This is a genomic window from Corallincola luteus, assembly GCF_004336975.1.
In the GTDB taxonomy this organism is placed as follows: domain Bacteria; phylum Pseudomonadota; class Gammaproteobacteria; order Enterobacterales; family Neiellaceae; genus Corallincola; species Corallincola holothuriorum.
On record NZ_SJXE01000001.1, the window covers coordinates 44,080 to 66,875 of the forward strand.

Below are 22,796 nucleotides of genomic sequence, written 5' to 3' on the forward strand. Positions count from 1 at the left end.
AAATGTCTCCGTGGATGGAAAAGCTTTACTACCAGGCGCCGGTCTGGTGCCAGAATTTGTTGGTAACGGCTTATGGACTTAAGCTCCGCAAAGAGCGTTTTAGCCCTGCAGCAGACAGCCACTTAGCGGATCTGTTACATAGCGAGCGCTTGGATGCGGTTGCCATGGCCGAGCTGCAATCGGCGCGTTTTGTCGATTTAGCGCGTACGGCGATTTTGCATGTTCCCCATTATCGGCAGTGGGCGCAAGGTGTCGATTTAAATGTCGAAGATATTAAAGATTTGAACGCGTTAAGCTGGTTTCCGATCTTAGAGAAATCGGTATTGCGGGAAGACCCACAATCTTTAGTTGATGAGCGGATCCTCGCCAGTGGCAACTATTTTACCCTTAACACCAGTGGTAGCAGCGGGTCGCCAATCACTATTTATGCTGATGTTGCCAGCCGTACAGCCCATTATGCATTTTGGAGCCGCCTACGCCATTGGTTTGGTGTTGCACCGTTGGGACGTCGGGCGACCCTGTTCGGTCGGATCATTATGTCGCCGGAGGCTAGCTCTCCACCGTTCTGGCGTTATGACCGTTTCCAACGCAACCTGTTGATGTCTTCCTACCATTTGGCTGAAGCGAATCTTCCTGCTTACTATGCGCAGCTCCAGCGTTATCAGCCAGAAGAGATAGTCGGCTACCCATCCAGCATCTATCCCATAGCCAAGTATATTGCTCAGCATCAGCTACCGCGGATAAAGGCGAAAGTGGTATTTACGACGGCTGAAACCTTATTAAGCCATCAGCGCAGCTTGATTGAGGCGAGTTTTGACGCGCCGGTGATCGATCAGTATGGCTGCACCGAGATGGCGCTATTTGTTTCCCAATGCGAACATGGCAGCATGCACCTGCATCCTGAACACGGCATGCTTGAGGTAGTGGATGCTGATGACCAGCCGGTGGCGGCAGGTGAAACCGGTGAAGCGGTATGCACAGGCTTAGTGAACCAGGCGATGCCACTGATTCGATACCGCTTGGGTGATTGTTTGACTTCGAGTTCAGCGTCCTGCGGATGTGGCCGTGCATTTCCTGAGCTAGCCCAGTTAGCGGGCCGGGTGGATGATATATTAGTCACTCCCGATGGGCGCCCTTTAGGGCGGATGGATCCGATATTTAAAGGCTTAGCTGGGATCTATGAAACCCAGATCATACAAACCGCGAAAGACCGCCTGCAGTTTAATCTGGTGACGGATAGTCAGTATGACCAAGCGGCGGAAGATGCCCTCAGGTACGAGATCCTTAAACGCACTGGTGAGCAGATGCAGATCGTATTTAATTATCTTGAAGCGATCCCAAAGAATGCCAATGGTAAGTTTAAGTCGGTGGTGTCTGATATCCCCACTGAGGAGGCGGTGAAGCAATGAGCAAAGCGCCCGTGATCCTGCATTTTGTGCACTGGCCAGTGAGCGGCATTATTGCGTTGCTGCGAGCGCTGTTAGCTAACTCAGATATGCGTCGCTACCGTCACTACTTGCTGTTGTGCGAAGGGGACGCCGAGCACCTAAAAGTATTCGACGGCTTAATTGCCGAAGGGGCGATCCTCTCTGCTACTGGTAACGGTTTGACGATTGCCAGGCAGCTGCCGACATATCTGCGTCGGTGGCAGCCAGATTTAGTTCATAGCCACTCCTTTCAGCCCTCATTTTGGACGGCACTGCTAAGGCAACAGCATCTGCCTCATTTGCGAACCATCCATAACTGTTACCCCTATTTTAAACAGCAGAGCATTGGTAGCCGGATCAAGCGCGCGTTAGAGCGCTGGGCCTTAGCGAGAAGCAATACACGCACTGTGGCAGTGTCAGCAGAGGCTAGCGCCTGGTTTGCTGAGGTCTACGGTTTGCCCGTGACTACGCTGGTCAATGGTGTTGATGGCGAGGCTATCAAGTTGGCCGCGGCAGGCGATAATGCTGGTGAGGCTTTGGTTATTGAGAAGACTGCGGGGCAAGTAGTGGCGGTTTCCTGTGGTCGTTTGCATTCGCAAAAGGGCTTTGATATTGCGGTGTCAGCGATGACTGGACTGTCCAAGCGCTTTCCGCAACTCGTGTTGTGGATTATTGGCGAGGGCGAGCAGCGGGCGGCACTGGCAGCACAGATCAGCGAGCTTGGGTTGAGTGACAAGGTCAAGTTGTTGGGACATCAGTGCAATCCATACGCGTTGTTGGCGCAGAGTGATATTTATCTAGCTGCAAGTCGCTATGAAGGGTTTGGTTTGGCGACGTTGGAGGCGATGACCCTTGGCTTACCTGTGGTAGCGGCGCCAGGCGCTGTGTCGCCACTAAAGCTGAATCATACTGTGGCGGTTTGCCTTGAATCTTTGACTGTGGATGCGCTTGCTGCTGGGGTCGCAGAGCTTGTGGATAACAACGAGCGTCGCTGGCAATTGGCCGAGCAGGCTAAGCGATTTGCCCAAGGCTATAGTATTGAAGATACCGCAAGCGCTTACGTACAACATTACAGTGCCATGTTACCGAGTCAGTTGACCACGTCAGGGAGTATTTGATCCGTGTTACCTTTTGTTTCCATCGTTATTCCCGCATTTAACGAGGAGCGATATATCGCTCGTTGTCTGCAGTCACTACAGAAGTTGGACTATCCAACGGATCGTTTTGACATCACTATTATCGACAATGGCTCTACAGACAATACTGTAGCGATAGCGCGCAGTTTTAATGTCCAGGTTGAGGTGTTAAGTAACTGCAAAGTGGGCGCCGTTCGTAATCATGGTGTGGCGTTGGCAAAAGGCGATATTGTGGCCTTTGTCGACAGTGACTGCGAAGTTGCTCCGCGCTGGTTAAGCGCAGCCGTAGAGGAGTTAAGCGATAAGACGACCGGTGCTGTCGGTGGTGTTTATCTGGTGGAAAAAGCCGCTTGTTGGGTGGAGCAAGCCTGGATCACCGAGCAAACTTCCGCGCGCCGCGAAACAGATTCACTTGCGGGTGGCAGTTTTATCATGACCAAACAGCTATTTGACGCGCTGGGTGGTTTTGACGTCAGCTTATCAGCCGGTGAAGACGATAACCTGTCCCACCGGGTGCAGTTGGCAGGCTACAACGTGATTCAGCTGAGAGATTGCGCTGTGGTGCATTTGGGCTACCCGAAGACTTTGATAGGTACAATGCGCAGGCAGCGCTGGCATGGCAGCTATCAGATTGAATCAGCCCGCTCGCTGAGTGATAAATTGCTGTGGTTAACTCACCTATACACGCTAGCGGTGTTGTTGTTGCCGATCTTGCTTCTGGCAATGACGCTGCTACCACAGGCTTGGCTTTTGATGCTGTCTGCTGCACTGACATCTGTGCTGGCCTTGTTAGGGATCCCCGGTTTGGCAGCCGTACATCGACTTATAAAATACGAAGGTAATCAATTTGAACTACTGAAGCTGGCGCAGTTATATGCCATCTATCAGTTCTATTTTGTCGGTCGTATGCTCGGATTGATTGAGAATTACCGGCGACGTTGGTTCAGCTCGCAGAAGTCGATGTTAGGAGCCGACAGATGACCTTTGCGTCAAAAGAGTATCTGTTCTTTTTCTTAGCGGTATTTGCTGCCTATTGGCTATTGTCTCGGCGACATCAGAACCACCTGCTTTTGGTGGCCAGTTATGGCTTTTATGCGGCGTGGGATTGGCGTTTTCTTAGCCTCATTATTATCAGCACCTTAGTTGATCACTATGTTGGGCACCGAATTTGTGATGCCAAGAAGAGCAAGGCACGTAAGCTTTGGTTAACCACCAGTCTAGTGATTAATCTCTCCATTCTGTTTTATTTCAAGTACTGCAATTTCTTTATCGATAGTCTGCAGGCAACGCTGACCAGCATGGGGATAGAGACGGGCCTGCAGACGCTGAATATCATTTTGCCTGTGGGTATCTCTTTTTATACTTTTCAGAGCTTGAGCTACTCGTTGGATATTTATCGCGGCAAACTGAAGCCACATCAATCGCTACTCACCTTTGCGACTTTTGTAGCATTTTTTCCTCAGTTAGTGGCTGGGCCGATTGTGCGCGCAAAAGAGTTTCTCTACCAATTGGATGCGCCACGCCGTTTTCAGTGGCATATCTTTGAGGATGGAGCATTACGTTTCCTCAAAGGTTTATTTTGTAAGGTGTTTATCGCCGATAATTTAGGTGTCTACCTGGTTGATCCTGTTTTTGCTGATACGGCAGGGTATTCGTCAGGCATGTTATGGCTGGCGATGCTGGGTTACGGCGTACAGATCTACGCTGATTTTTCCGGCTATTCCAATATGGCGATTGGTAGTGCCAAAATGCTTGGTTTCTCTCTGCCGGAGAACTTTAACTTCCCCTATTTGGCGACCAGCATTGTCGATTTTTGGCGGCGTTGGCACCTCACCATGTCACGCTTTTTCCGTGACTATGTCTATATATCGCTAGGTGGCAACCAGTGTGGACCTTGGCGAAATTTCTTTAATGTCACTGTTACCACATTGATCAGTGGCTTATGGCATGGGGCAAACTGGACCTTCGTTATTTGGGGAGGACTGCATGGATTGTTGGTGTCTCTCACTCACCTTGGCCAACACTTACTTGGGCAGGGGTTGCTGGCGCAACTATTACAGCGGGCTTGGTGGTTGCGCTGGGCGCTGACGCAGTTAGCTGTGATGCTACTCTGGGTGGTTTTCCGTAGTGATTCGCTGACCTCTGCTGGGGACTTCTATCTTGGCTTGTTCAGTGTGCAAGCGGGGACCACACTTGTTCTTCCGATGATTGTCTGGCTCGCTTTTGCTGCGTTTGTCATTGAGCATGGCTTGGGCTGGCAGAAGGAGCATCCGGGGCAAACTGGAGCATTACAGGTGCGCGCTGTTAGTTGGCTGAGAGCCAGTGTCTATGTGGCGATGATGATCGCCCTCACCCATGGCATGCCCAGTGGGCAAACGCCATTTATCTATTTTCAGTTTTAGGGTGACGGCATGGTGAATTTGATAACCAAAATGAAACTGGATGCGCCGTTGCTTAGTCGGGTATTACTGGTTTGGTTAGTTGTTGAGTTTTGCGTGGCTTTCATTTTGCCCATACTCCTACCTACCCGCTGGTACTTTGAGCTCTATTTGAGCGAAGAAGCCGTGGTTAATACCGAAAAATTTCTGCAGGGTGAAGGCTTCCTGAAGCCTGATGCTGTTGTTGGCTGGATTAACCAACAACAGCTTTCGCAAAAGAACTGGCGTACCGACCAGTTTGGCGCCCGTACCACTGCTGATTATAGCGTTGAGCGCAATGGCTTACCTCGGGTACTGCTTGCTGGCAGCTCAATGATTAATGGCGGCCATCTTGCCAGTAACCAAGAGACTATTTCCGGGTACCTAACCACGTCGACCTTGGAGGTATTTAATTTCGGTACCATGCTGCATGAGATGGATCAGGTGCTGCTTTATTACAGAGACCAACTGCAAAAATTCCAACCTGATCTGTTAATCGTGGGGATCAACCCTGATCCAGTCTCGGGATTAAAGAATCTCTATATCCCTCTGCGTCGGCCGAAAGAGGTTTATATGCCCTACTTGAAGCCACGTTTTGAGACGACGGCTGCTGGCTTGCAACTGTTATCGGTTGATCCTCAGTTGTTGTCGCCGCTTCCCAATGAGTCGTTGTTAACCTTACTGCGCCAGCATGATGGCTACTACAGCCGTTTTCAGGGGTTCCAGCGTCACAATTTTACTCCCCTGTCTCGTTCTGTTGATTATCTACAGCGGCAACTGCTTCGGGTTTCTAAGCTATGGTCGCGTGGTGCCAGTAAAGAAGAGGCGTTGTTACAACAGTTAATGACGTTGCTTGTGGAGGAAGCGGCGAAGCAGGGCACCCGCGTAATATTCTTGGCCATGCCTGATGCATCGCAATATCGACAGGGTTGGAAGCAGAGGTTGTATGATGATTTCGGTGAGCGAGTGAAGCGTTTGCAAAGTCAGTTTTCGATTATTGATATTCGGCAGCTATTCCGGGACAGCGGATGGCGACAGAAAGAACTGTTTCAACCGGATAAGGTGCATTATCAAGCTGCCGCAAATCAGTTGATCGCCGATGCATTACGTCAATCTGAGATGGTTTGTCAGATCCTGCATTCGTGCCACGAGAACGCCGAGCGGATATCAGAGTAGTGAAAGGAGAAAGATGAAGATGGAACTTGCGCCGTCATATTTTGCTGACAAGCTCCAGGCTGCGAAGCCGGCACTGCTCGAGGTTTTGTTTGCTCAGCAGTTCAACGCAGAGCGCATTGCCCAGTGGCAGATCTCTGGGGTTAGAGAGGGCGACAAAAGTCGTCTAATTGAACGTTTTCTTTCGCCACTCGTTGAATTGTTGTGTCGTTGTTTGCAGGGCGATGAAACGATGCGCGCCATCTATCTCGATGAGCGTTTGCGCTATGCTCCGCATCGAGAAGCGATGGCGGTGCGAGCCGATTTTTTTCGCGCATTGTTGCATGATGAACTGGCGGAGATAGAGCGTTTATTAGGTTTGCCCGACGATGAGCTGGTATTGCTGCGGGAGCAATGGCGGGCTTTGCACCAGCCATTAGTTGACTCAGCGAGTGCGCCATTAGGCTTGTTGGCGTTGGGCGATTGCTTGATGAATGAGATCCGGGTGTTTCTGCCTGAGTCGTGTGCGCGACAAAATATCACTCTGGATATGCGATGTATCTACTTTAGTAATGCTCAGCAGCGGGGATTGTCGCTCGATGATGTGCGTGCATTTTTAGAGCATAACCATGCCGATATGATTGCTATCAGCTTTTTTAGTTTTTCTGGTATTCCAGCCTACTCCTTGGTGTTGCGAGAATCTGAGCAGTTCTCTGCGGAACAGTTACAACAAAGAGTTGATATGCTGATAGGGCTGGCTCGCGATTTTCTAACTCAGTTGCGTACGCTGACCTCTGCCCCCATTTTACTGCACAATGCCAGTGGTTTACCTCTCACTCGTTGGCGCCGTCATTTACCACTGCTACCCGCCCTTTCATCCGGTCGTAAAAAGCTGCTGAAGCAACTGAATCAGGGTTTAGCTGAGTTGGTTGAACACACCGAGAACTGTTTGCCGATTGACGAATGGGACACGGTTACAGATGTGGGTTGGCGCCCAGCGTCAAAGAACCTGTTGCCGAAAGCATTGCGGGCGATGGCGCATACTTCTGCGTTTGGCCAAATGCTAACGCCGAGATATCTGCAGCCACTCAAGGCATTTCAGTTACTAAATAAGGCGAAAGTGCTGCTGCTCGATTTTGATAATACGTTGTGGCGCGGTGTCATGGGAGATGAAGAGGTTGAACAGTTTCATGAGCGCCAGCGATTGCTGCGGCAATTGAAAGAAGCGGGAATGTTGTTGGTTGCTGTCAGCAAGAACAGTGAGGAAAACATTCGTTGGCAAGAGATGACCTTGCAGCCTGATGATTTTGCAGCATTAAAAATCAACTGGTTGATGAAGCCGAAGAATATCGCTGATGTCGCTCAGGAGTTAAATTTAGGCTTAAACAGCTTTGTGTTTATTGACGACAACCCGGTAGAGCGTTCACTTGTCAGCAGAGAGCTGCCGGATGTGGTATGCCTCGATGCTGAAGATGAAGCAACTTGGTTGCAGTTGCCGATGCTGTTCGAGTTTTCTAACACCCAACGCACCGAAGAAGCGAGTAAGCGTACGGCGATGTACCAACAGCAAGTGGCCCGCAAGCAGAGCCTCTCTGCTGAACTCGACTATCCAGCAATGATGGCGTCACTTGCCTTAGTGATGCGTTTTGGTGAAGCTAAAACGGCAGATATTGAACGGGTGAGTGAACTGGTTTCACGTACCAATCAGTTTAATACTACAACGATTCGGTATGACAAGGCTGAGTTAGCTGAAATGATGGCAAACCCTGACTATAAGGTGTTTGTCGCGGAGTTGGGTGACAAGTTTGGTGAATTAGGTATCGTGTGTGTGGCTATTGTGCAGTGCGCATCTACCGAGTGGTGTATCTCCAGCTTCATCATGAGTTGCCGAGCGATGGGCTTTAGTCTTGAAGTTGGCATGCTCAATCAAATCGTTCGACTTGCTCAGGATGCTAACGTTGACAGGGTTTTAGGGGATTTTGTTGCAAGCGATCGTAACCTGCCCTGTGCACAATTATATTCCAATGTCGGCTTTTCATTGGATGATTCGGATAAATGGCAGCTGCAACAATCTATTTTTGAAAAAGTGGAAATGCCTTGTTGGCTTAATATCCAAAAAAGAAGTTGAAGAGACGAATTTTTATGGGATGCAGGCTTGCAATATGCGTAGATAAAAGTGGTCACGGCATTCAGAAAGACGCAGCTATTTTAAAAGCTGCGTTGCAAGATCTAGGCATTTCTGCAGAAATAATCTTCACTGGAAATAGTGTTTTCCAAAATAAAATACCGTGGAGATTCAGGCGAGGTTTCTTTCTATTTATTGCACTCTTTTTCAAGTTTCTTACTGTTTTTTATTCGAAAAAATATCACCTGATGGTGCACATTCAGAGGGTAAACCCTTTTTTATCGGTGAATTCTGAGAGGAATTTTCTCATCCCAAATCAAGAGTGGTACTCTAATAACGCGATACCTCTGCTGGGTTTGGTTGATACCGTTCTGGTTAAAACCAAATATGCTGAAAAGATTTTTAGCCGCATTAAATCTGATACTCGCTTTATTGGTTTCACCTCAACAGAGCAAGCACTAACTTACCAACCACCTAGCTTTGATAGAGGTGTCTGTTATTTTCATCGCGCCGGAAACAGCGCCACAAGGGGAACTAAAACACTGCTCAAGTTGTGGCAAAAGCACCCTGAGTGGCCAGAATTAACGGTGTTAATTGGTAAGCACCGACTTCCTGATCTCTCAATTCCTGAGAATGTCAGGGTTATTACTGATTTTTTATCTGATGATGAGTTTGAATCCATGATGCGGGAGCATCCTTTTCATATTCATCCGACCATGACCGAGGGCTATGGTTTAACCCTGTCGGAAGGCTTATCTTTAGGGTGTATACCTATTGTCACTGACGCACCGCCAATGAATGAGATCGCCAGTAGAGATTTTTCATTCTTAGTGGAGGCAACAGCAAAAGGGCGGAAGGGTTTATCTGAATTGTTTGAAGTTGATGGAGATGCGCTTGAAAGGGTGATAGATCAGACAGCAATGATGACTATGCAGGAGTTGTTATTGATGGCAAGTAAAGGGCAAGCGTGGCATCAAAGCAACTATGAGATGTTTAAAGACAATCTAAATAATGTTTTTGCTGCTAACCTGTAGCGCCTTGTGAAAATGGTTAAGGTCTCCATAGGCTCTAAATTCAGCATTGCCAGAGCCTGGCGACTTTATGTCAGTTTGCTAGACTTCGAGTGTAGTCGATGGTCAGGAGAGGAAAGATGTTGCAATTAGTGAAGGCTAACCGGACAAGCAGTAGAGCGAGCAAGCTCTTAAAGTGTCTCTGGTTGGGCTCGTTTGTTTTAAGCATGAATGCAAGTGCAGAACCAACCATCGGCGACAGTGATGTGACTCCGACTGTGAAGGCGGACTTAGCTCAAGGCGTTACTGTTACAGTCAAAGGTTCCGGTTTTGGCGCGAAAGAGATGGCGGCACCTCGTTTCTATGATCGTGGTGATGTCGCCTATGAGAGAGGGGTTGCTAATGACCATCAAAGCAATTTTGCAGATGGTGCTGAGATCCTCCGAACAGAAGATGACCCAGAAACGATTTGGACCAAATCAAGTAACTACTCCTTTGGCATTCCTCCGGTATTGACCCGTAGTCGAGACCGCCGAACGCCCTATCTGAATTCACATTATTACATGCATGGCGTTAAGGCGTATCTCGGCTGGCCAGCAGCGATTAGTGAAGGAAATACAGAAAAAGGGCAGAAGAAAACTTATATTTCGTGGTGGATGAAAGTGCTCGCTCACCCTCAGCATTACTACCAACATACATTGAGCAATCGCACCGGCGACTTTATCGTTGGCTCAACAGATGAGTTGGGCGAAGAAGTTCGTTTGTCGAATGGCAAATCAGCGCGACTTATTCATATTGAAACGGCTGAGGATGGTTTAGAGTTTGCCCATATCGATATTGATGAGGCGAAGAAATTATCCGACCTCGGTTCAACAGTTGTCGGTGTGACAAGTGGTGCCCAGGCAGTGCTTGCGGATCAACATAAAAGCTATGGTTCGAATAAATTTATCCGGGTTTGGGATAACCCTGGTGGTGAAAACTTACGTTATTCGTGGACGAATGATGAGTTAGGTGGGATGTCTAGTCGCTCTTACACTGATTGGATCGGTACCGCGGGTAAGTGGGTGCATATGGAGATGTATCTCGATATTGATGCCCAGCGAACGTTGGCTTGGGTCGATAATGTCGTCAACCATGATATGCCGATGGCAGAGATGAAGCAGGATCCGAACTATAGTCCAAATATCGGCCTGTTAGGGTTTGACGGTAAAGTGCAGACTTTGCAACAAACTGATGTCAGTGAGATCTATTTTGACTATACCCCGCAGCGGGTTGTGTTGGGGAACGCGCCTGAATGGGTGAATGTCACTCATGCTGAACTTCAGATGCCTCAAGCTTGGACTAATGATGAGGTGAAGTTCAAACTAGACCTCGGTAGCTTTGAAGAGTTAACCGGTTCCCTATTCGTTTATATCTTTGACGAAAATAATGTACCGAATGCCAAAGGCTATCAGCTATGTCGTGACTGCAAGGCAAAGCCTAGTCCGGTGCAGTTCAATTAGCGTACTGTAGCTGTTATCATTGTGTTAACAAATTGCCAGGCCCATCTATTGTTGGGCCTTATTTGTGTTGGAGCGGCATTAAAAGGAGTTGTGCGTGTCAGTTTTGGTCTCGGTAATTATTCCCGCCTACAATCGGGACAACTATATTGCGTACACCATTGATTCTGTCTTAAATCAGACGCTTACTAATCTTGAGCTGATTGTCGTCGATGATGGCAGCACAGATCAGACGCGGAAGATTATTGAGTCTTATACTGATGATCGTGTGACCGTACTAGAACATCCTGGGGGGGTAAACAGAGGTCAGGCTGCCGCAATCAATGTTGGTCTTAAGCATGCTTCTGGTGAGTTCCTTGCGATCCTTGATAGTGATGACTATTGGGCACCAGAGAAGCTAGAGACGCTGGTTGGCCACCTACAGTCTCACCCTGATATTGGTTTGGTTTACAGCAATGGTTTCGCTGTCGATCCTGAAAATCAGCCAATTTATCCGATATATCGTGACGGGCATGAAGAACACAATGACCCGGCACGTGTGCTGATAGACTGCTATTTTCTCTTGCCAAACAATGCTGTGTTGCGTCGCGAGATCATGACACAAGTGGGTGAGTTTGATGAGTCGCTGCGAGCAGCACAGGATCATGATATGGCGATCCGGGTTGCTGAAGTGACCAAGATGGCTTACTTGGATCTACCACTGTTCTTCTATCGTCGCCATCCTGACTCCATCAGTAGCACCCGTAAACACATTCGTTGGCAAAACGGTTTCTATATTTTGGAAAAGGCGGTCAAGCGTTTTGGCTACTCCTCAGAGGCTGTTCGCCAGCGTAAGGCTGTATTACATTTTCGTCTTTACCAATGTCGCAAACAGAATCATAAATGGCTTTCCGCTGTCACTCATTTAGTGATGGCAGGGCTGTGCGATCCGTCGAGAGCGATAAGGATCCTTACCGGCAAGGAAGTTGCCTACTAGGCACACAGGAAGTCGCTGAATCATGGAACAGCTCAATATTGCCTATTTGATCGATTCGTTGGGTAACCCTAACGCAGGCACGGAAGGACAGTTCATTAAGTTAGTTCAGGGTATGTCGCAGCGTGGCCACCAAGTTAAGGTATATGCGTTACGTCAAAGTGATTACCTAACCAGTGGTGAATTAGGCGTTGAGGTGGAATTTCTCGACGTTACCCGCATGGCGTCCCCTAAAGCACTCTGGAAGATGTTCTGTCTTGGGCGGCGATTGCGGGCGCAAAATACGCAGCTGGTGCAGACTTTTTTCAATGACGCCTCTGTCATTGCTCCTTTCTTTTTAAAGTGGGCAGGATGTCGAGTGATGATTTCTCGTCGTGACATGGGTTTTTGGTACAGCGCCAATTTGCTTAAATTGTTGCGGTGGAATCGTCGTTGGGTTGATGCTGCCGTAGTTAATAGTAAAGCGGTGGGTGAACAGACAGCTTTGGCTGAGCATATTCCAGCCGAGCGTGTCCATGTTATCTATAACGGCTACGCCCCCCCAGCGGAAACGCAATCGGATGTTGAACTGCCTGCAGGCCCAGTGATTGGTATTGTTGCTAATATTCGTCCAATTAAACGGATGCAAGATGCTGTGGCGGCGTTGGGTGCGTTGTGTGGGGAGTTTCCAGATCTTCAGTTAGTGATCGTCGGTGGTGGTGACCCTGCTGAACTGCAATCACAAGCTGAACAACTTGGTGTTGCCAAGTTGCTGCATTGTGTCGGTGGCCAATCTGCGCCACAGGACTATATTCGCCGATTTGATATCGCTCTGCTCTGCAGTGAGTCTGAAGGCTTTTCCAATGCCATCATTGAATACCTGCAATGGGGTAAACCTGTGGTTTGTAGCCGCACAGGAGGGAATCCCGAGATTATTGAACACGGTAAAAATGGCTATTTGTATGATGTCGGTGATGTTGATGCCTTAGTCGAACATTTGCGTAAGCTATTAGCCGATCATGAAGGTTACAAGAAGATGAGCCAATATGCTTTGTCGAGTGTGGCCAGCCGTTTTTCCATGTCACAAATGTTGGGTAATCACGAGTTGCTCTATCGCCAGCTATTAACGGTGGAAGATAAATGATTGGCCAGATAAAAAAATGGAAGTCTCGTTTGGTCAGAGCGGTTGGGGCGCTCGGTGGCTATCAGCTGGCGCGCTGGTTGACGGGCAATCAACCGAAAATTTTGATGTACCATAGATTTTGCCAGCAGCCCAAACGTGGCTACATGGATGTGGCTGAGCTTCGGCGTCAGCTGCAACATCTGCAGCGTGAGTTTAATGTTGTGCCTTTACATGACGTGGCTGTGGCACTCAGATCCGGATCGAAACTACCGAAGAACGCCATTGTGCTGACGGTCGATGATGGTTATCTGGATTTCTATCAATATGCCTTTCCTGAGTTTAAGGCCGCTAATGTGCCGGTCAGTTTCTTTGTCACCAGCGGCTTTGTTGACGGCGAAACTTGGTTGTGGCCAGACATGCTCTCTGATCTGCTGGATCATATTGAACCGACACAAGCCCAATGGCCGGAAGAAACCCCAAAGCAGGTTGTCGCTAAGATGGCACACTGCAGTGAAAAACGCGCGGCGTGGCATTACCTGAATCGCTTTTTGATGCCGCTGGATCTGACTGACAAGTTAAATTGGTTGCAGCAAGCGGCAGCGATAAACCAGTATCAAATATCCAAGCAGGCACCGCCTCAGTACGCCCCTGTGTCCTGGGAGCAACTCAAAGAGATGGCTGAGTCAGGTATCGTGGATATTGGTGCCCATACTGTCATGCATCCGACACTCAGTGGTATACCTTTAGCCCAAGCGGTGGAAGAGGTTGAACTGAGTAAGGCGCGTTTACAGCAACAACTGGGTATTGATATCCATCATTTCTGTTATCCCAACGGGCAACCGGAAGACTTCACGCCTGAAGTAGCTAGTGCGGTGGCAGACGCCGGATTTGATTGTGCTGTCGCGGCTCATTGTCACTACGTGACGCTGCATGATGTATATGCTTTGCCGAGATTTTCGGTAACAACGAATGGTTTTCAATTCAACAAGATTATTTATGGTGTGCAATGGCTCTCTAAGAGGTTGATGCAGAAACGTCAGTTTGCTCAGGCACAGGAGCATGGCAAGTGACAGCAGGTAGCGCAATGAAGTTTGGGGCGAAACTGCGGGGCGCTATTCAATATCCGCCAGTCCCCTCTATCTGTTTCTTCCTCTACCTGATTTTTACTATCGATTTCTTTATCAGAATATCCGCTCGTATCCCTGGCGCAGGGCAGATCCGGCCGACTTTGCTGTTGGTTGGACTGATCTCTGTGCTATTGATTTTTAACTTCGAAAGATTACAGGAAAAGCTAAAAAGCCCGACCGCTAAAGCGCTTGGGATATTGTTGCTGTATGTGCTCGTGACTTTACCGCTGGTGAAGTGGCCGGGCAGTGCGCTACGAGATAATAGCCAGGAATTTATCAAGGCATTTGTTTTTTTCTATTTTACGCTGTTGATTGTTGATACTGATAAACGTTTGAAATGGTTTCTTATTATCTTTTTGGGAACGCAAGTGTTTCGGGTGCTTGAGCCTTTCTATTTACACGTTACCGAAGGCTATTGGGGGAGTAACACATACATGGGGGGCGCAGCTCATCAGCGCCTCGCTGGCGCGCCCTACGATGTCATAAATAGTAATGAACTTGGCTTTGTGATCGCGACCTTGGTGCCCTTTTTGCACTACCTGCTGATTAAGAAAGGTTGGTTCCTCAAGCTTATCTATTTTAGCTTGCTTGGTATCTTGCTATGGGCATTGGTATTGACGATGAGCCGAGGCGCATTCATTGCGTTGCTGGTGGTGCTCTGGTTTATCTTCAAGCAGTCGAATAAGAAACCTTTGCTGATCGCGATTGGCTTTGTGGTGATGGTGGCTGGCTGGAGCCAGATGAGTGATGTGCAGAAAGACCGTTACCTCTCGTTGACGGGGGCCGATGTCCGCGGTTCCGGTTCAGCAACCGGACGTTTAAACGGTATTTTTGATGAGCTCTATGTTGCCATGGATAACCCCTTGTTTGGTCATGGGGTTGGTACGGCCAATGAGGCTAAGTATCATAAGTTTGGTCGCGCACAGGCATCACATAGTTTGTACGCCGAATTAATCATCGAGATAGGCATTATTGGTTTCATCCTCTTTATGCGTTTTCTGCATGCTATCTACACCAACCTTAAACAGCTACAAGAACAGACCGAGAAGATTGAGGAAGATGAGGAGTTAGCGTCGCAGCTTGACTCCGATACTCAGCTTTCCAAGGCGATGCGCGCCTGTTTTTGGATGTACGTGGTTTACAGTATTAATTACTGGGGGCTGTCAGTGTATTACTGGTACCTGTTTGGAGGTTTGTGTGCAGCGGTGATGCTGCTTACGGAGCGTAAGGTGAAGCGGATAAAACAGGTTAAAGCTGAGGGTGAGCGGCAAGAAGTTAAAGGATCCACATGAAAAAATCAGCATTATTAGTTGTTCGGTGGCCTATCAGTGGGATCCGAAATTATCTGCGTTATGTATATCAAACTCCTTTTTTTGATGATTACCATTTGACCATCGTCGCCCCAGATCTGGATTTTGCACGCTACTTTGGCGAATACCTGCCTACGCACCAGTTTCGTTTGAAAATTGCAGACAATAGCCTTAAGGGGTTGATGCTCGCCACGCATCATGCATTGCGAGAGCAGGAGTATGACTTGGTTCACTCCCATGGCTTTACGTCAGCGATAGCCGCACTCTTACCCACTAAGTTGGCAAGAAAAAAACACTTGTTAACCGTGCATGATGTCTTTCAATCGGGCCAGTTTAAGTCGTGGTACGGACCGCTGAAAAAGTGGGCGCTGACTCGGGTATTCCGCCAGACCGATCAACTACTGACGGTGAGCGAGGATTGTGAGCAGAATCTATATGAGTTCTTGCCCGGCATGCGCGGTGCCAATGTCAAAGCGATCCTTAATGGCGTCAACTCAGAGCAATTCAAGCAAGCCACAGCAGTCGATCTGGCTCTCGAATATAAGGAGTGTCAGGGACGTTTTCTGATTGGCTTTATGGGCCGGTTTATGTCGCAAAAAGGCTTCCGTTATCTGGTGGAGGCTATTGCTGAGTTGGCGGAAGATGACAGCCTGCCATGTAAACCGCTAGTGGTGGCATTCGGTGGCATGGGCGGCTTTGTTCGCGAAGATCGTGCTTTTATTGAAGCTCGTGGCTTAGATCAGTATTTCTTTTTCCACCCTTATACCGATAACGTTGGTGGCTCAATGAAAGGGTTAGATCTGATGGCTATGCCGTCGCTCTGGGAAGCCTGTGGCTTATTGGCGATGGAAGCGCTGTGTGCAGGGGTTCCTCTTGTGGCAACAAATTGCATCGGCTTACGCGAAGTATTGAAAGATACCCCCGCTTGGCAAACCGATCCGCGGAATGCTAAGCAAATAGCCTTGGCAATTAAAAGCTTGATGCGTAACCCAGAAGAACGTCAGGCATTTACTGACTATGCCGACACCGCCTGCGATCGGTATGACGTTCGTCATGCAGCTAAAGCGTTAGTGGATACGTATTGCCAACTTGAAGGTGGACGTTCGTGAAACGCTTATTACAGAATACTTTTTCCAATGTAGGCGTATTGTTTATCAAGTTGGCTATCACCTTCGTGATGACACCAGTGATTGTATATAACTTGGGTAATTATGATTATGGTATCTGGGAAATCATTGGTTCAGTGTTGGGCTATATGGGAATGCTCGACCTTGGTTTGAAACCGACAATTAGTCGTTTTGCTGCCCGTTATAATGCACAGGCTGATCGTGAAGGGATGGGGCGTGTTTACTCCACCTCTTTGGTGTTTATGCTGTCGATTGGTCTATTCCTGTCTCTAATTTTCTTGATGTGGGCATTGTTCTTCCCTGAGTCGATTGCTGCGCCAGAAAGTGATATTAGCCGCTATGCCTTATTGTTGATGATACTTGGGGCTCAGCTAATGGTGATTTTCCCCGGTTATGTAGCGGTGAGTTTTTTGGAAGGGCTGCAGCATTATCAGATTAAGAACAACATCCTATTGGTCAATTCTGTTATTGGCGCGGCACTGATTTACTGGCTGATAAACCCCGAAAATGGGATCATCATATTGGCATTTATCAATGCCATTGGCACGGTGACGAAATTTCTCCTCTATTTCTGGCTGTTATCTCGGCCAAATTATGGACAGATGCGTTTCTCTCTCACCAAATGCCACTGGCAGACGCTGACAGAGCTATTGAACTTTGGGCTCAAGTCATTTGTGCAAGGGGCCGCGACTAGAATCAGTAATAACGCAGATAACTTTGTCATCGCTTTTTTCCTCGGTCCTGCGACGATTATTTTCTATGCTTTACCTGCCAATCTCATTCGCCACATTCGCATGTTAATCATGAGTATTACTCATGCGTTTTTGCCCTTTTTTAGTGATCTGCAAGCGCGTGAAGACATCGAGTCTAGTCAGCGGTATTACGTGACAGCTTCGCGTTACGTGGTTGCAATCGCACTCATGTTGACGCTTTGTACAGCAGCTTTAGGGCCTGATTTTATTGCTGTTTGGATCGATATCAGTTATCGAGAGCCTGCGCGGTTTGTACTCTATCTCCTATTGGTTACTGTCATGGTGCCTTTGTTTAACCCTCTGTCAAGCCGGTATCTGACGGCGCTGGGTGAGCATGGCATTCTTGCTCGTCTGGCAGTGTGGTCTGCATTGGTGAGTTTGGGCTTAAGCCTGAGCTTAGTGCATTGGTTTGGCTTAGAAGGGATCGCGCTAGCGAGTGTGGTGCCTACGGTGTTTATTCAGTGGCGTGTGCTGGGCAAGACTTGTGAGCAATTGGCCATGAGTCGTATGGACTATCTAGCAAAAGTAATTGGGCCAAACGTGTTGCCGGTGGTGGCGACAATCGCTGCATTGTATACGGCACAATTACTATGGGTTTTCGACAGCTATCTAGTTATTCTGTTCGTAGGTGGCGTCAGCAGCGTAGTTTACCTGCTGGTGTTGCTTTGTTGCATTCCGGCAACCGACAGGCAGATGCTTAGACGCGGTCAGCAGCAGGGACTAGACCAGGAGGGACGCTAATGTGTGGTATCACAGGGTTTGTTCCGTCAAAAGCCATTAGCCAGGATAAATCGACTGAAATTATTGGCGCGATGAATGGCCGTTTACACCATCGTGGACCAGACAGTGGTGGCCATTGGATATGCGCAGAGACTGGCCTGGTGCTGGGGCACCGCCGTTTAGCTATTGTTGAATTGTCGCCATTGGGCGCGCAGCCTATGCTTTCGCCGTGTGGCCGGTTTTCTCTTGTTTTTAATGGTGAGATATACAATTTCAAGGAGCTGCGTGCAGAGCTGGAACTGATGGGAGTCAGTTTTCTCGGGCACAGTGATACTGAAGTTTTGCTGCATGGCTTTATGCGCTGGGGATTTGCTGCCACCTTAGAGAAAGCCGTTGGTATGTTTGCCTTGGCATTCTATGATCAGCAGAGTGGTGATCTTTCTCTGGCCCGGGATAGATTTGGTGAAAAGCCACTCTATTATGGTGTCCAGCAAGGCGCGTTCCTATTCGCATCGGAGTTGTCAGCGCTGCGCGTCACGCCCTTCTTTAGCGGTGACCTGTGCCGCCAAGCTATCGCTGATTATCTGGTGTATAACCGGGTCAATGCGCCCCGCTCTATCTACCAGAATATTTTTAAGCTCTGTCCTGGGCATTTTATCGTCGTCAATACGCGAGCACCCGCGGCATTGCCTGAGCAACGCAGTTATTGGTCTGTGGCACAGGCATATCAGCAAGCGCAGCGGCAACCTGTTGCGTCACGCCAGGAAGCTATCGCAGGTGTAGATCATTTGCTGCAGCAAGCGGTACGTCAGCAGATGATTGCTGATGTGCCTCTTGGCGCGTTCCTTTCCGGCGGTATCGATTCCTCTTTGGTGGTGGCTGCTATGCAGTACCAAGCCTCTAAGCCGGTAAAGACGTTTTCTATTGGTTTCAGTGAGCCTGAATTTAATGAAGCGGAACATGCAGCCCGTGTTGCCAAACATTTAGGCTGTGAGCATACAGAGTTATATGTCGACGCCAACGACGCTTTAGCCTTGGTGCCTGAGATGGCTTCGGTTTATGACGAGCCTTTCGCAGATTCATCGCAACTGCCTACTTATCTTGTCTGCCAGATGGCTAGGCAACACGTTACCGTTGCGTTGTCGGGCGATGGCGGAGATGAGTTGTTTGCTGGATATTCTCGCTATCAAGGGATAGGCCAACGGTGGCAGGCTATTCAACGTATGCCTGCTGCTGTGAGAAAAATCACCGCTGGCTTAATGGGTGGAGCCGCCAAAGTCACTGGCTCTGGCAGATTTCGGGTACGCCAAGCTTGGTTGAATTCGCCCTCGCTGCTTTCTCTCTACGAAGACAGTATTTACCCACGGCAGATGCTGGATTTGTTGCAACACCCTGAGACATCGCAAGCACCGTTAATAGATCTTGCTGATGATATGACCGCTATGCAGTTATACGACATTACTAGCTACATGGTTGACGATATCTTGGTCAAAGTTGATCGCGCTTCTATGGCGCATAGCCTGGAGACGCGTATTCCACTGCTTGACCATCGTTTGGCTGAATACGCGTTATCGATACCGAATCAATTCAACGTTGAAGGTGGTGTGGGCAAGCAGGTTTTGCGGCAGCTATTATATCGATATGTGCCGCAAGAGATGGTGGATAGACCTAAGCGGGGGTTTGCCGTGCCTATTGCGCAGTGGCTTCGCGGGCCTTTATTACCGTGGGCACAAACCTTGATTAATACCCCAGATCCATACCTCAAGCAGGCAATGGTCGAGCAGTTATGGCGCTCACACCAGTCTGGTCAGGATCGTAGTCGTTCACTGTGGACCATATTGATGTTCCGGGACTGGTACCAAAAAGTTGCCTGTGGGGGAGAGTTTGCTGTACCCGCCGCCTGAGGTTAGACAGGGGGATTACTCTCCTGGTTATGAACAGCGTGTGATTTCACTACTGGGAGATCATGACTTTAAGCGTGTGCTGTGGCCATGGCAGTTTCAACACATTGAAACCGTGCAACCGGTTGTGCTGCTGGATAAAGATCGGCAGGTGAAAGGATTTAATGGGGTGATGCCGGTGACCGTTAGTATTGATGGTCAACACTTTCCTGCGGTGTGGAGTTGTGACTTTGTGGTTGCTGGGGACTGCCGAGGCCAAGGGGTTGGCAAGCAGGTCAAACTAGCATTGCAGGCGGATTTTCCACGCTTGATGTCACTAGGGATTAGCGACTCGGCGGTACGTGTGCTTTCTCGCATGGGCTGGAAGCCTGGGGCTCGTGTGATCACTATGCGCCGATTGGGAAGTCAACGTCGTTGGCGTGATGCTCCTTTGTTGTTAGCTCAGGCGATATTGACGCGGTTATTTGGCTGCTCACGGCAAGCCGGTGATGGAGATGCCTTAGTATGGTCTCAGCAGCTGCCAATGCAGGCGGATGTTGATGATCTATCTGTGCGCGTGACCCCCGAGTACTCAAGAACCGTGGTGAGAGATTACGCTTATTTAAGTTGGCGCTACGAAGGGCACCCGTTAGCACGATACCAATATTTATCATTACAGAGTGAGAATGGCTTACAGGCTTTGGTGGTGGTAAGAGAGTCGCTGGGGCATCTGCGTATCGTCGACTATCTCGGTCCGGCGGCTGGCGTCCATGAGATACTGTTGCAAGCTATCTTGAAAAGATATCAGGGATCCCGTCTATTCACCTGTACAACCAGTGATAAAAACTGGCTAAAGGCGCTTTGGCGGGCAGGTTATTTACCGCAAGGGCGGCAGCGTTTTTATGTATATAGTGAAACCGATGGTGAATCTGAAGGGTGGTTTTTAATGGCCGGTGATTCCGATGGTGAGTTATTGCAGGCAGCAAGGGGAGCGCATAGATCGTGACAGAGCAGTATCCACTCGTGTCGGTGATTATTCCGACCTACAACCGTGCTGAGTTTATTCTGCAGGCGGTTGATAGCGTGTTGGCGCAAGACTATTCGCCAATTGAGATCATTGTTGTTGATGATGGTTCAACAGATGAATCAGCGGCATTGCTGCAGCCTTATATCGATAATCAGCAGATCATTTACCGTTACCAGGAGAACCAGCGCCAGTGTGTTGCACGTAATCATGCGATGTCATTGGCAACGGGAAAGTTTTGGTGTTTTTTAGACTCGGATAATCGTTGGTTGCCTGGCAAATTAAAAGCGCAGGTTGAGTATCTATTGCAGCATCCGGCGGTCGATATTGTCTATGGTGATAATCAGATCATTAACGAAGCTGGCGATATCACTAGTGAACATAATATGCGCCGATATAGTGGGCGTATCTATCCACAGATGCTGCGTGATAACTGCGTATCAATGAATACAGTGATGGCGCGAGCTACCTGTTTTGAGAAGCAGGGATTCTTCGACCCGAGCTTTAAAGTCGCAGATGACTATGAGCTATGGTTAAGACTCTCGGCTCACTATCAGTTTGCTTATATTCCTACTTTTTTTGCTCAATACCGCGTAATGGCGGATCAGATTTCGTCAGATAAAGAGCGCCGTTTTGGTTCCAATGAATTAGCTTTGCAGAAGTTTTTTAGCTGTAACCCTAATTTGCTTTCAGCCACAGAACAGAGAGCTTGTTTTGCTCATTTTTACAGCCGTTGGGCACGCCTGAGAATGGCTAAAGGTAATTACCAAGGTGCAGCTAACATGCTCCAGCGTGCATTGGGCTGCCAATGGTATCACCGTGGAACCTGGCGTGTTGTTTTAAAGTGGGTAATGCGATCGTGACGCCAGAGGCTTTGTCTGCGGAGCCGCTGGTCGTGGAAAAACTAACGCCGTCTCAATTTCAAAGCTTGCAGGCTGAATGGAGTGAGTTGCTGGCAAACAGCCACGGCAATGCCTTGTTTCTCAGTTGGGCATGGGTATGGAGCTGGTGGAGTACCTGGGCGAAGCTGCTTAATCTAGAGCTATATTTGGTCTGCGTGAGGGATCAACAAGGAAAGTTGTTAGGCTTGGCGCCCTTGTATCGACATCAGGTTAACTATGCCGGATTGACCGTTGTCACGCGTTTGCAGTGTATCGGTAATGCTTGGAAGTTGGCGCCGACGGTGCGCAGTGAATACATCGGTTTTATTGCTGAATCTGAGCATGAATTACTGGTATACCAGGCGATTTGGCAATTTTTGCAATCCCAACAAGACTGGGATGAATTGGTACTCTGTGACATGGATAAAAGTAGCCGCAGCTTTCGTATTATGAGCGCCTTGGCACGTATACACAGCTGTCAACTGCATCCCGCTTCAATCGACTTCGGCATCCGAGTACCAGTGTCTGGAGATTTTTCAAGTTACTTGAAGTCGTTAGGGCGTAATACCCGTTTAAAGCTAGTTAATAGGCGGAGCCGATTGGCAGAGTTGGGGCCAATTGAGCATGAACGGGTCAGTAAAGATAAGTATGTGACTTTCTTTCAGCAGCTTAATCAGTTGCACGCCACACGATGGGGTAAGGGCTGTTACGTGGGGGCCAGTGAGCGCTTTCATTTGCAGATGCTTTCCTACCTACCTTCCGAATCTGCTCATTGTTTGTTGTTAAGGCAGCGAGGTGAGGTCATCTCGGCTTTGTATGATTTGGAACTCGGTGGGGTCAGGTACAATTTACAGGCGGGCTACTTACAGGATCATCACCCGAAAGTCTCTTTAGGGACGTTGCATTTAGGCTACGGTCTTGAACAGGCATGGCAAACACCGGACTGTCAGGGTTATGACTTGCTTGCTGGTGGTGGTAAACACTCTTTTTATAAACAGCATTTAGGCAAAGCGCGTACGCCGTTCGTTACCTTGCAGATTATCCGTGCTTCTAAAGCGTGGCGTTTGTATCCTTTAATTGAAAAGTTGCCAAGTAAGTGGCGGCAATGGTTGAAGCGCAGTAAATAGATGGATT

At 48.6% G+C, this 22,796-nt stretch carries 18 protein-coding genes; all 18 read left to right on the forward strand.

What is annotated here, in order from left to right; genetic code table 11:
• Nucleotides 1-2: 2 nt before the first annotated feature.
• A complete protein-coding gene (locus tag EZV61_RS00185; protein WP_131413930.1) occupies nucleotides 3-1,409 on the forward strand; it encodes a phenylacetate--CoA ligase family protein in 1,407 nt (468 codons plus the stop codon).
• Nucleotides 1,406-2,545 carry a glycosyltransferase gene (locus EZV61_RS00190; protein WP_131413931.1) on the forward strand — a complete coding sequence of 380 codons (1,140 nt, stop codon included), beginning with the start codon at nucleotides 1,406-1,408 and terminating at the stop codon, nucleotides 2,543-2,545. Before EZV61_RS00185 ends, EZV61_RS00190 begins: the two co-directional genes overlap by 4 nt.
• A 3-nt stretch (nucleotides 2,546-2,548) precedes the next feature.
• Nucleotides 2,549-3,544 carry a glycosyltransferase family 2 protein gene (locus EZV61_RS00195; RefSeq protein WP_131413932.1) on the forward strand — a complete coding sequence of 332 codons (996 nt, stop codon included), beginning with the start codon at nucleotides 2,549-2,551 and terminating at the stop codon, nucleotides 3,542-3,544.
• Nucleotides 3,541-4,965 carry an MBOAT family O-acyltransferase gene (locus EZV61_RS00200; protein ID WP_131413933.1) on the forward strand — a complete coding sequence of 475 codons (1,425 nt, stop codon included), beginning with the start codon at nucleotides 3,541-3,543 and terminating at the stop codon, nucleotides 4,963-4,965. The genes EZV61_RS00195 and EZV61_RS00200 overlap by 4 nt, the downstream gene beginning before the upstream one ends.
• 9 nt (nucleotides 4,966-4,974) lie before the next feature.
• Nucleotides 4,975-6,156, forward strand: a complete 1,182-nt coding sequence (locus EZV61_RS00205) for an SGNH/GDSL hydrolase family protein (RefSeq protein ID WP_131413934.1) — start codon at nucleotides 4,975-4,977, stop codon at nucleotides 6,154-6,156.
• Between the two features lie 13 nt (nucleotides 6,157-6,169).
• Nucleotides 6,170-8,260 carry an HAD-IIIC family phosphatase gene (locus EZV61_RS00210; protein ID WP_165569483.1) on the forward strand — a complete coding sequence of 697 codons (2,091 nt, stop codon included), beginning with the start codon at nucleotides 6,170-6,172 and terminating at the stop codon, nucleotides 8,258-8,260.
• Between the two features lie 14 nt (nucleotides 8,261-8,274).
• Nucleotides 8,275-9,291: a glycosyltransferase family protein gene (locus tag EZV61_RS00215; protein WP_131413936.1), complete on the forward strand. Its 1,017-nt coding sequence runs from the start codon at nucleotides 8,275-8,277 to the stop codon at nucleotides 9,289-9,291.
• Between the two features lie 203 nt (nucleotides 9,292-9,494).
• Entirely contained in the window at nucleotides 9,495-10,769 is a 1,275-nt protein-coding gene (locus tag EZV61_RS00220) for a hypothetical protein (protein WP_131413937.1), read from the forward strand.
• 94 nt (nucleotides 10,770-10,863) lie between these two features.
• A complete protein-coding gene (locus tag EZV61_RS00225; RefSeq protein WP_165569484.1) occupies nucleotides 10,864-11,742 on the forward strand; it encodes a glycosyltransferase family 2 protein in 879 nt (292 codons plus the stop codon).
• Nucleotides 11,743-11,764: 22 nt separating this feature from the next.
• On the forward strand, nucleotides 11,765-12,862 hold the full coding sequence (locus tag EZV61_RS00230; RefSeq protein WP_131413939.1) for a glycosyltransferase: 1,098 nt from the start codon (nucleotides 11,765-11,767) through the stop codon (nucleotides 12,860-12,862).
• The gene (locus EZV61_RS00235; protein WP_131413940.1) at nucleotides 12,859-13,911 is read left to right on the forward strand and encodes a polysaccharide deacetylase family protein; all 1,053 of its coding nucleotides are present in this window, start codon (nucleotides 12,859-12,861) and stop codon (nucleotides 13,909-13,911) included. Before EZV61_RS00230 ends, EZV61_RS00235 begins: the two co-directional genes overlap by 4 nt.
• Nucleotides 13,908-15,260, forward strand: a complete 1,353-nt coding sequence (locus EZV61_RS00240; RefSeq protein WP_131413941.1) for an O-antigen ligase family protein — start codon at nucleotides 13,908-13,910, stop codon at nucleotides 15,258-15,260. Before EZV61_RS00235 ends, EZV61_RS00240 begins: the two co-directional genes overlap by 4 nt.
• Nucleotides 15,257-16,387: a glycosyltransferase family 4 protein gene (locus tag EZV61_RS00245; RefSeq protein WP_131413942.1), complete on the forward strand. Its 1,131-nt coding sequence runs from the start codon at nucleotides 15,257-15,259 to the stop codon at nucleotides 16,385-16,387. The genes EZV61_RS00240 and EZV61_RS00245 overlap by 4 nt, the downstream gene beginning before the upstream one ends.
• On the forward strand, nucleotides 16,384-17,898 hold the full coding sequence (locus tag EZV61_RS00250) for a lipopolysaccharide biosynthesis protein (protein WP_131413943.1): 1,515 nt from the start codon (nucleotides 16,384-16,386) through the stop codon (nucleotides 17,896-17,898). Before EZV61_RS00245 ends, EZV61_RS00250 begins: the two co-directional genes overlap by 4 nt.
• Entirely contained in the window at nucleotides 17,898-19,781 is a 1,884-nt protein-coding gene (gene asnB, locus EZV61_RS00255) for an asparagine synthase (glutamine-hydrolyzing) (RefSeq protein ID WP_131413944.1), read from the forward strand. The genes EZV61_RS00250 and asnB overlap by 1 nt, the downstream gene beginning before the upstream one ends.
• Nucleotides 19,762-20,763: a hypothetical protein gene (locus EZV61_RS00260; protein WP_131413945.1), complete on the forward strand. Its 1,002-nt coding sequence runs from the start codon at nucleotides 19,762-19,764 to the stop codon at nucleotides 20,761-20,763. Before asnB ends, EZV61_RS00260 begins: the two co-directional genes overlap by 20 nt.
• Nucleotides 20,760-21,644: a glycosyltransferase gene (locus tag EZV61_RS00265; protein WP_165569485.1), complete on the forward strand. Its 885-nt coding sequence runs from the start codon at nucleotides 20,760-20,762 to the stop codon at nucleotides 21,642-21,644. The genes EZV61_RS00260 and EZV61_RS00265 overlap by 4 nt, the downstream gene beginning before the upstream one ends.
• Nucleotides 21,626-22,789 carry a GNAT family N-acetyltransferase gene (locus tag EZV61_RS00270; RefSeq protein ID WP_165569486.1) on the forward strand — a complete coding sequence of 388 codons (1,164 nt, stop codon included), beginning with the start codon at nucleotides 21,626-21,628 and terminating at the stop codon, nucleotides 22,787-22,789. Before EZV61_RS00265 ends, EZV61_RS00270 begins: the two co-directional genes overlap by 19 nt.
• The last annotated feature ends 7 nt before the right edge of the window (nucleotides 22,790-22,796 follow it).

What these genes read in the sequence shown, in the direction of transcription:
- EZV61_RS00185 (WP_131413930.1), top strand. Translation starts at nt 3, where the DNA reads ATGTCTCCGTGGATGGAAAAGCTTTACTACCAGGCGCCGGTCTGGTGC.
- EZV61_RS00190 (WP_131413931.1), top strand. Translation starts at nt 1,406, where the DNA reads ATGAGCAAAGCGCCCGTGATCCTGCATTTTGTGCACTGGCCAGTGAGC.
- EZV61_RS00200 (WP_131413933.1), top strand. Translation starts at nt 3,541, where the DNA reads ATGACCTTTGCGTCAAAAGAGTATCTGTTCTTTTTCTTAGCGGTATTT.
- EZV61_RS00205 (WP_131413934.1), top strand. Translation starts at nt 4,975, where the DNA reads ATGGTGAATTTGATAACCAAAATGAAACTGGATGCGCCGTTGCTTAGT.
- EZV61_RS00210 (WP_165569483.1), top strand. Translation starts at nt 6,170, where the DNA reads ATGAAGATGGAACTTGCGCCGTCATATTTTGCTGACAAGCTCCAGGCT.
- EZV61_RS00215 (WP_131413936.1), top strand. Translation starts at nt 8,275, where the DNA reads ATGGGATGCAGGCTTGCAATATGCGTAGATAAAAGTGGTCACGGCATT.
- EZV61_RS00220 (WP_131413937.1), top strand. Translation starts at nt 9,495, where the DNA reads ATGAATGCAAGTGCAGAACCAACCATCGGCGACAGTGATGTGACTCCG.
- EZV61_RS00230 (WP_131413939.1), top strand. Translation starts at nt 11,765, where the DNA reads ATGGAACAGCTCAATATTGCCTATTTGATCGATTCGTTGGGTAACCCT.
- EZV61_RS00235 (WP_131413940.1), top strand. Translation starts at nt 12,859, where the DNA reads ATGATTGGCCAGATAAAAAAATGGAAGTCTCGTTTGGTCAGAGCGGTT.
- EZV61_RS00245 (WP_131413942.1), top strand. Translation starts at nt 15,257, where the DNA reads ATGAAAAAATCAGCATTATTAGTTGTTCGGTGGCCTATCAGTGGGATC.
- asnB (WP_131413944.1), top strand. Translation starts at nt 17,898, where the DNA reads ATGTGTGGTATCACAGGGTTTGTTCCGTCAAAAGCCATTAGCCAGGAT.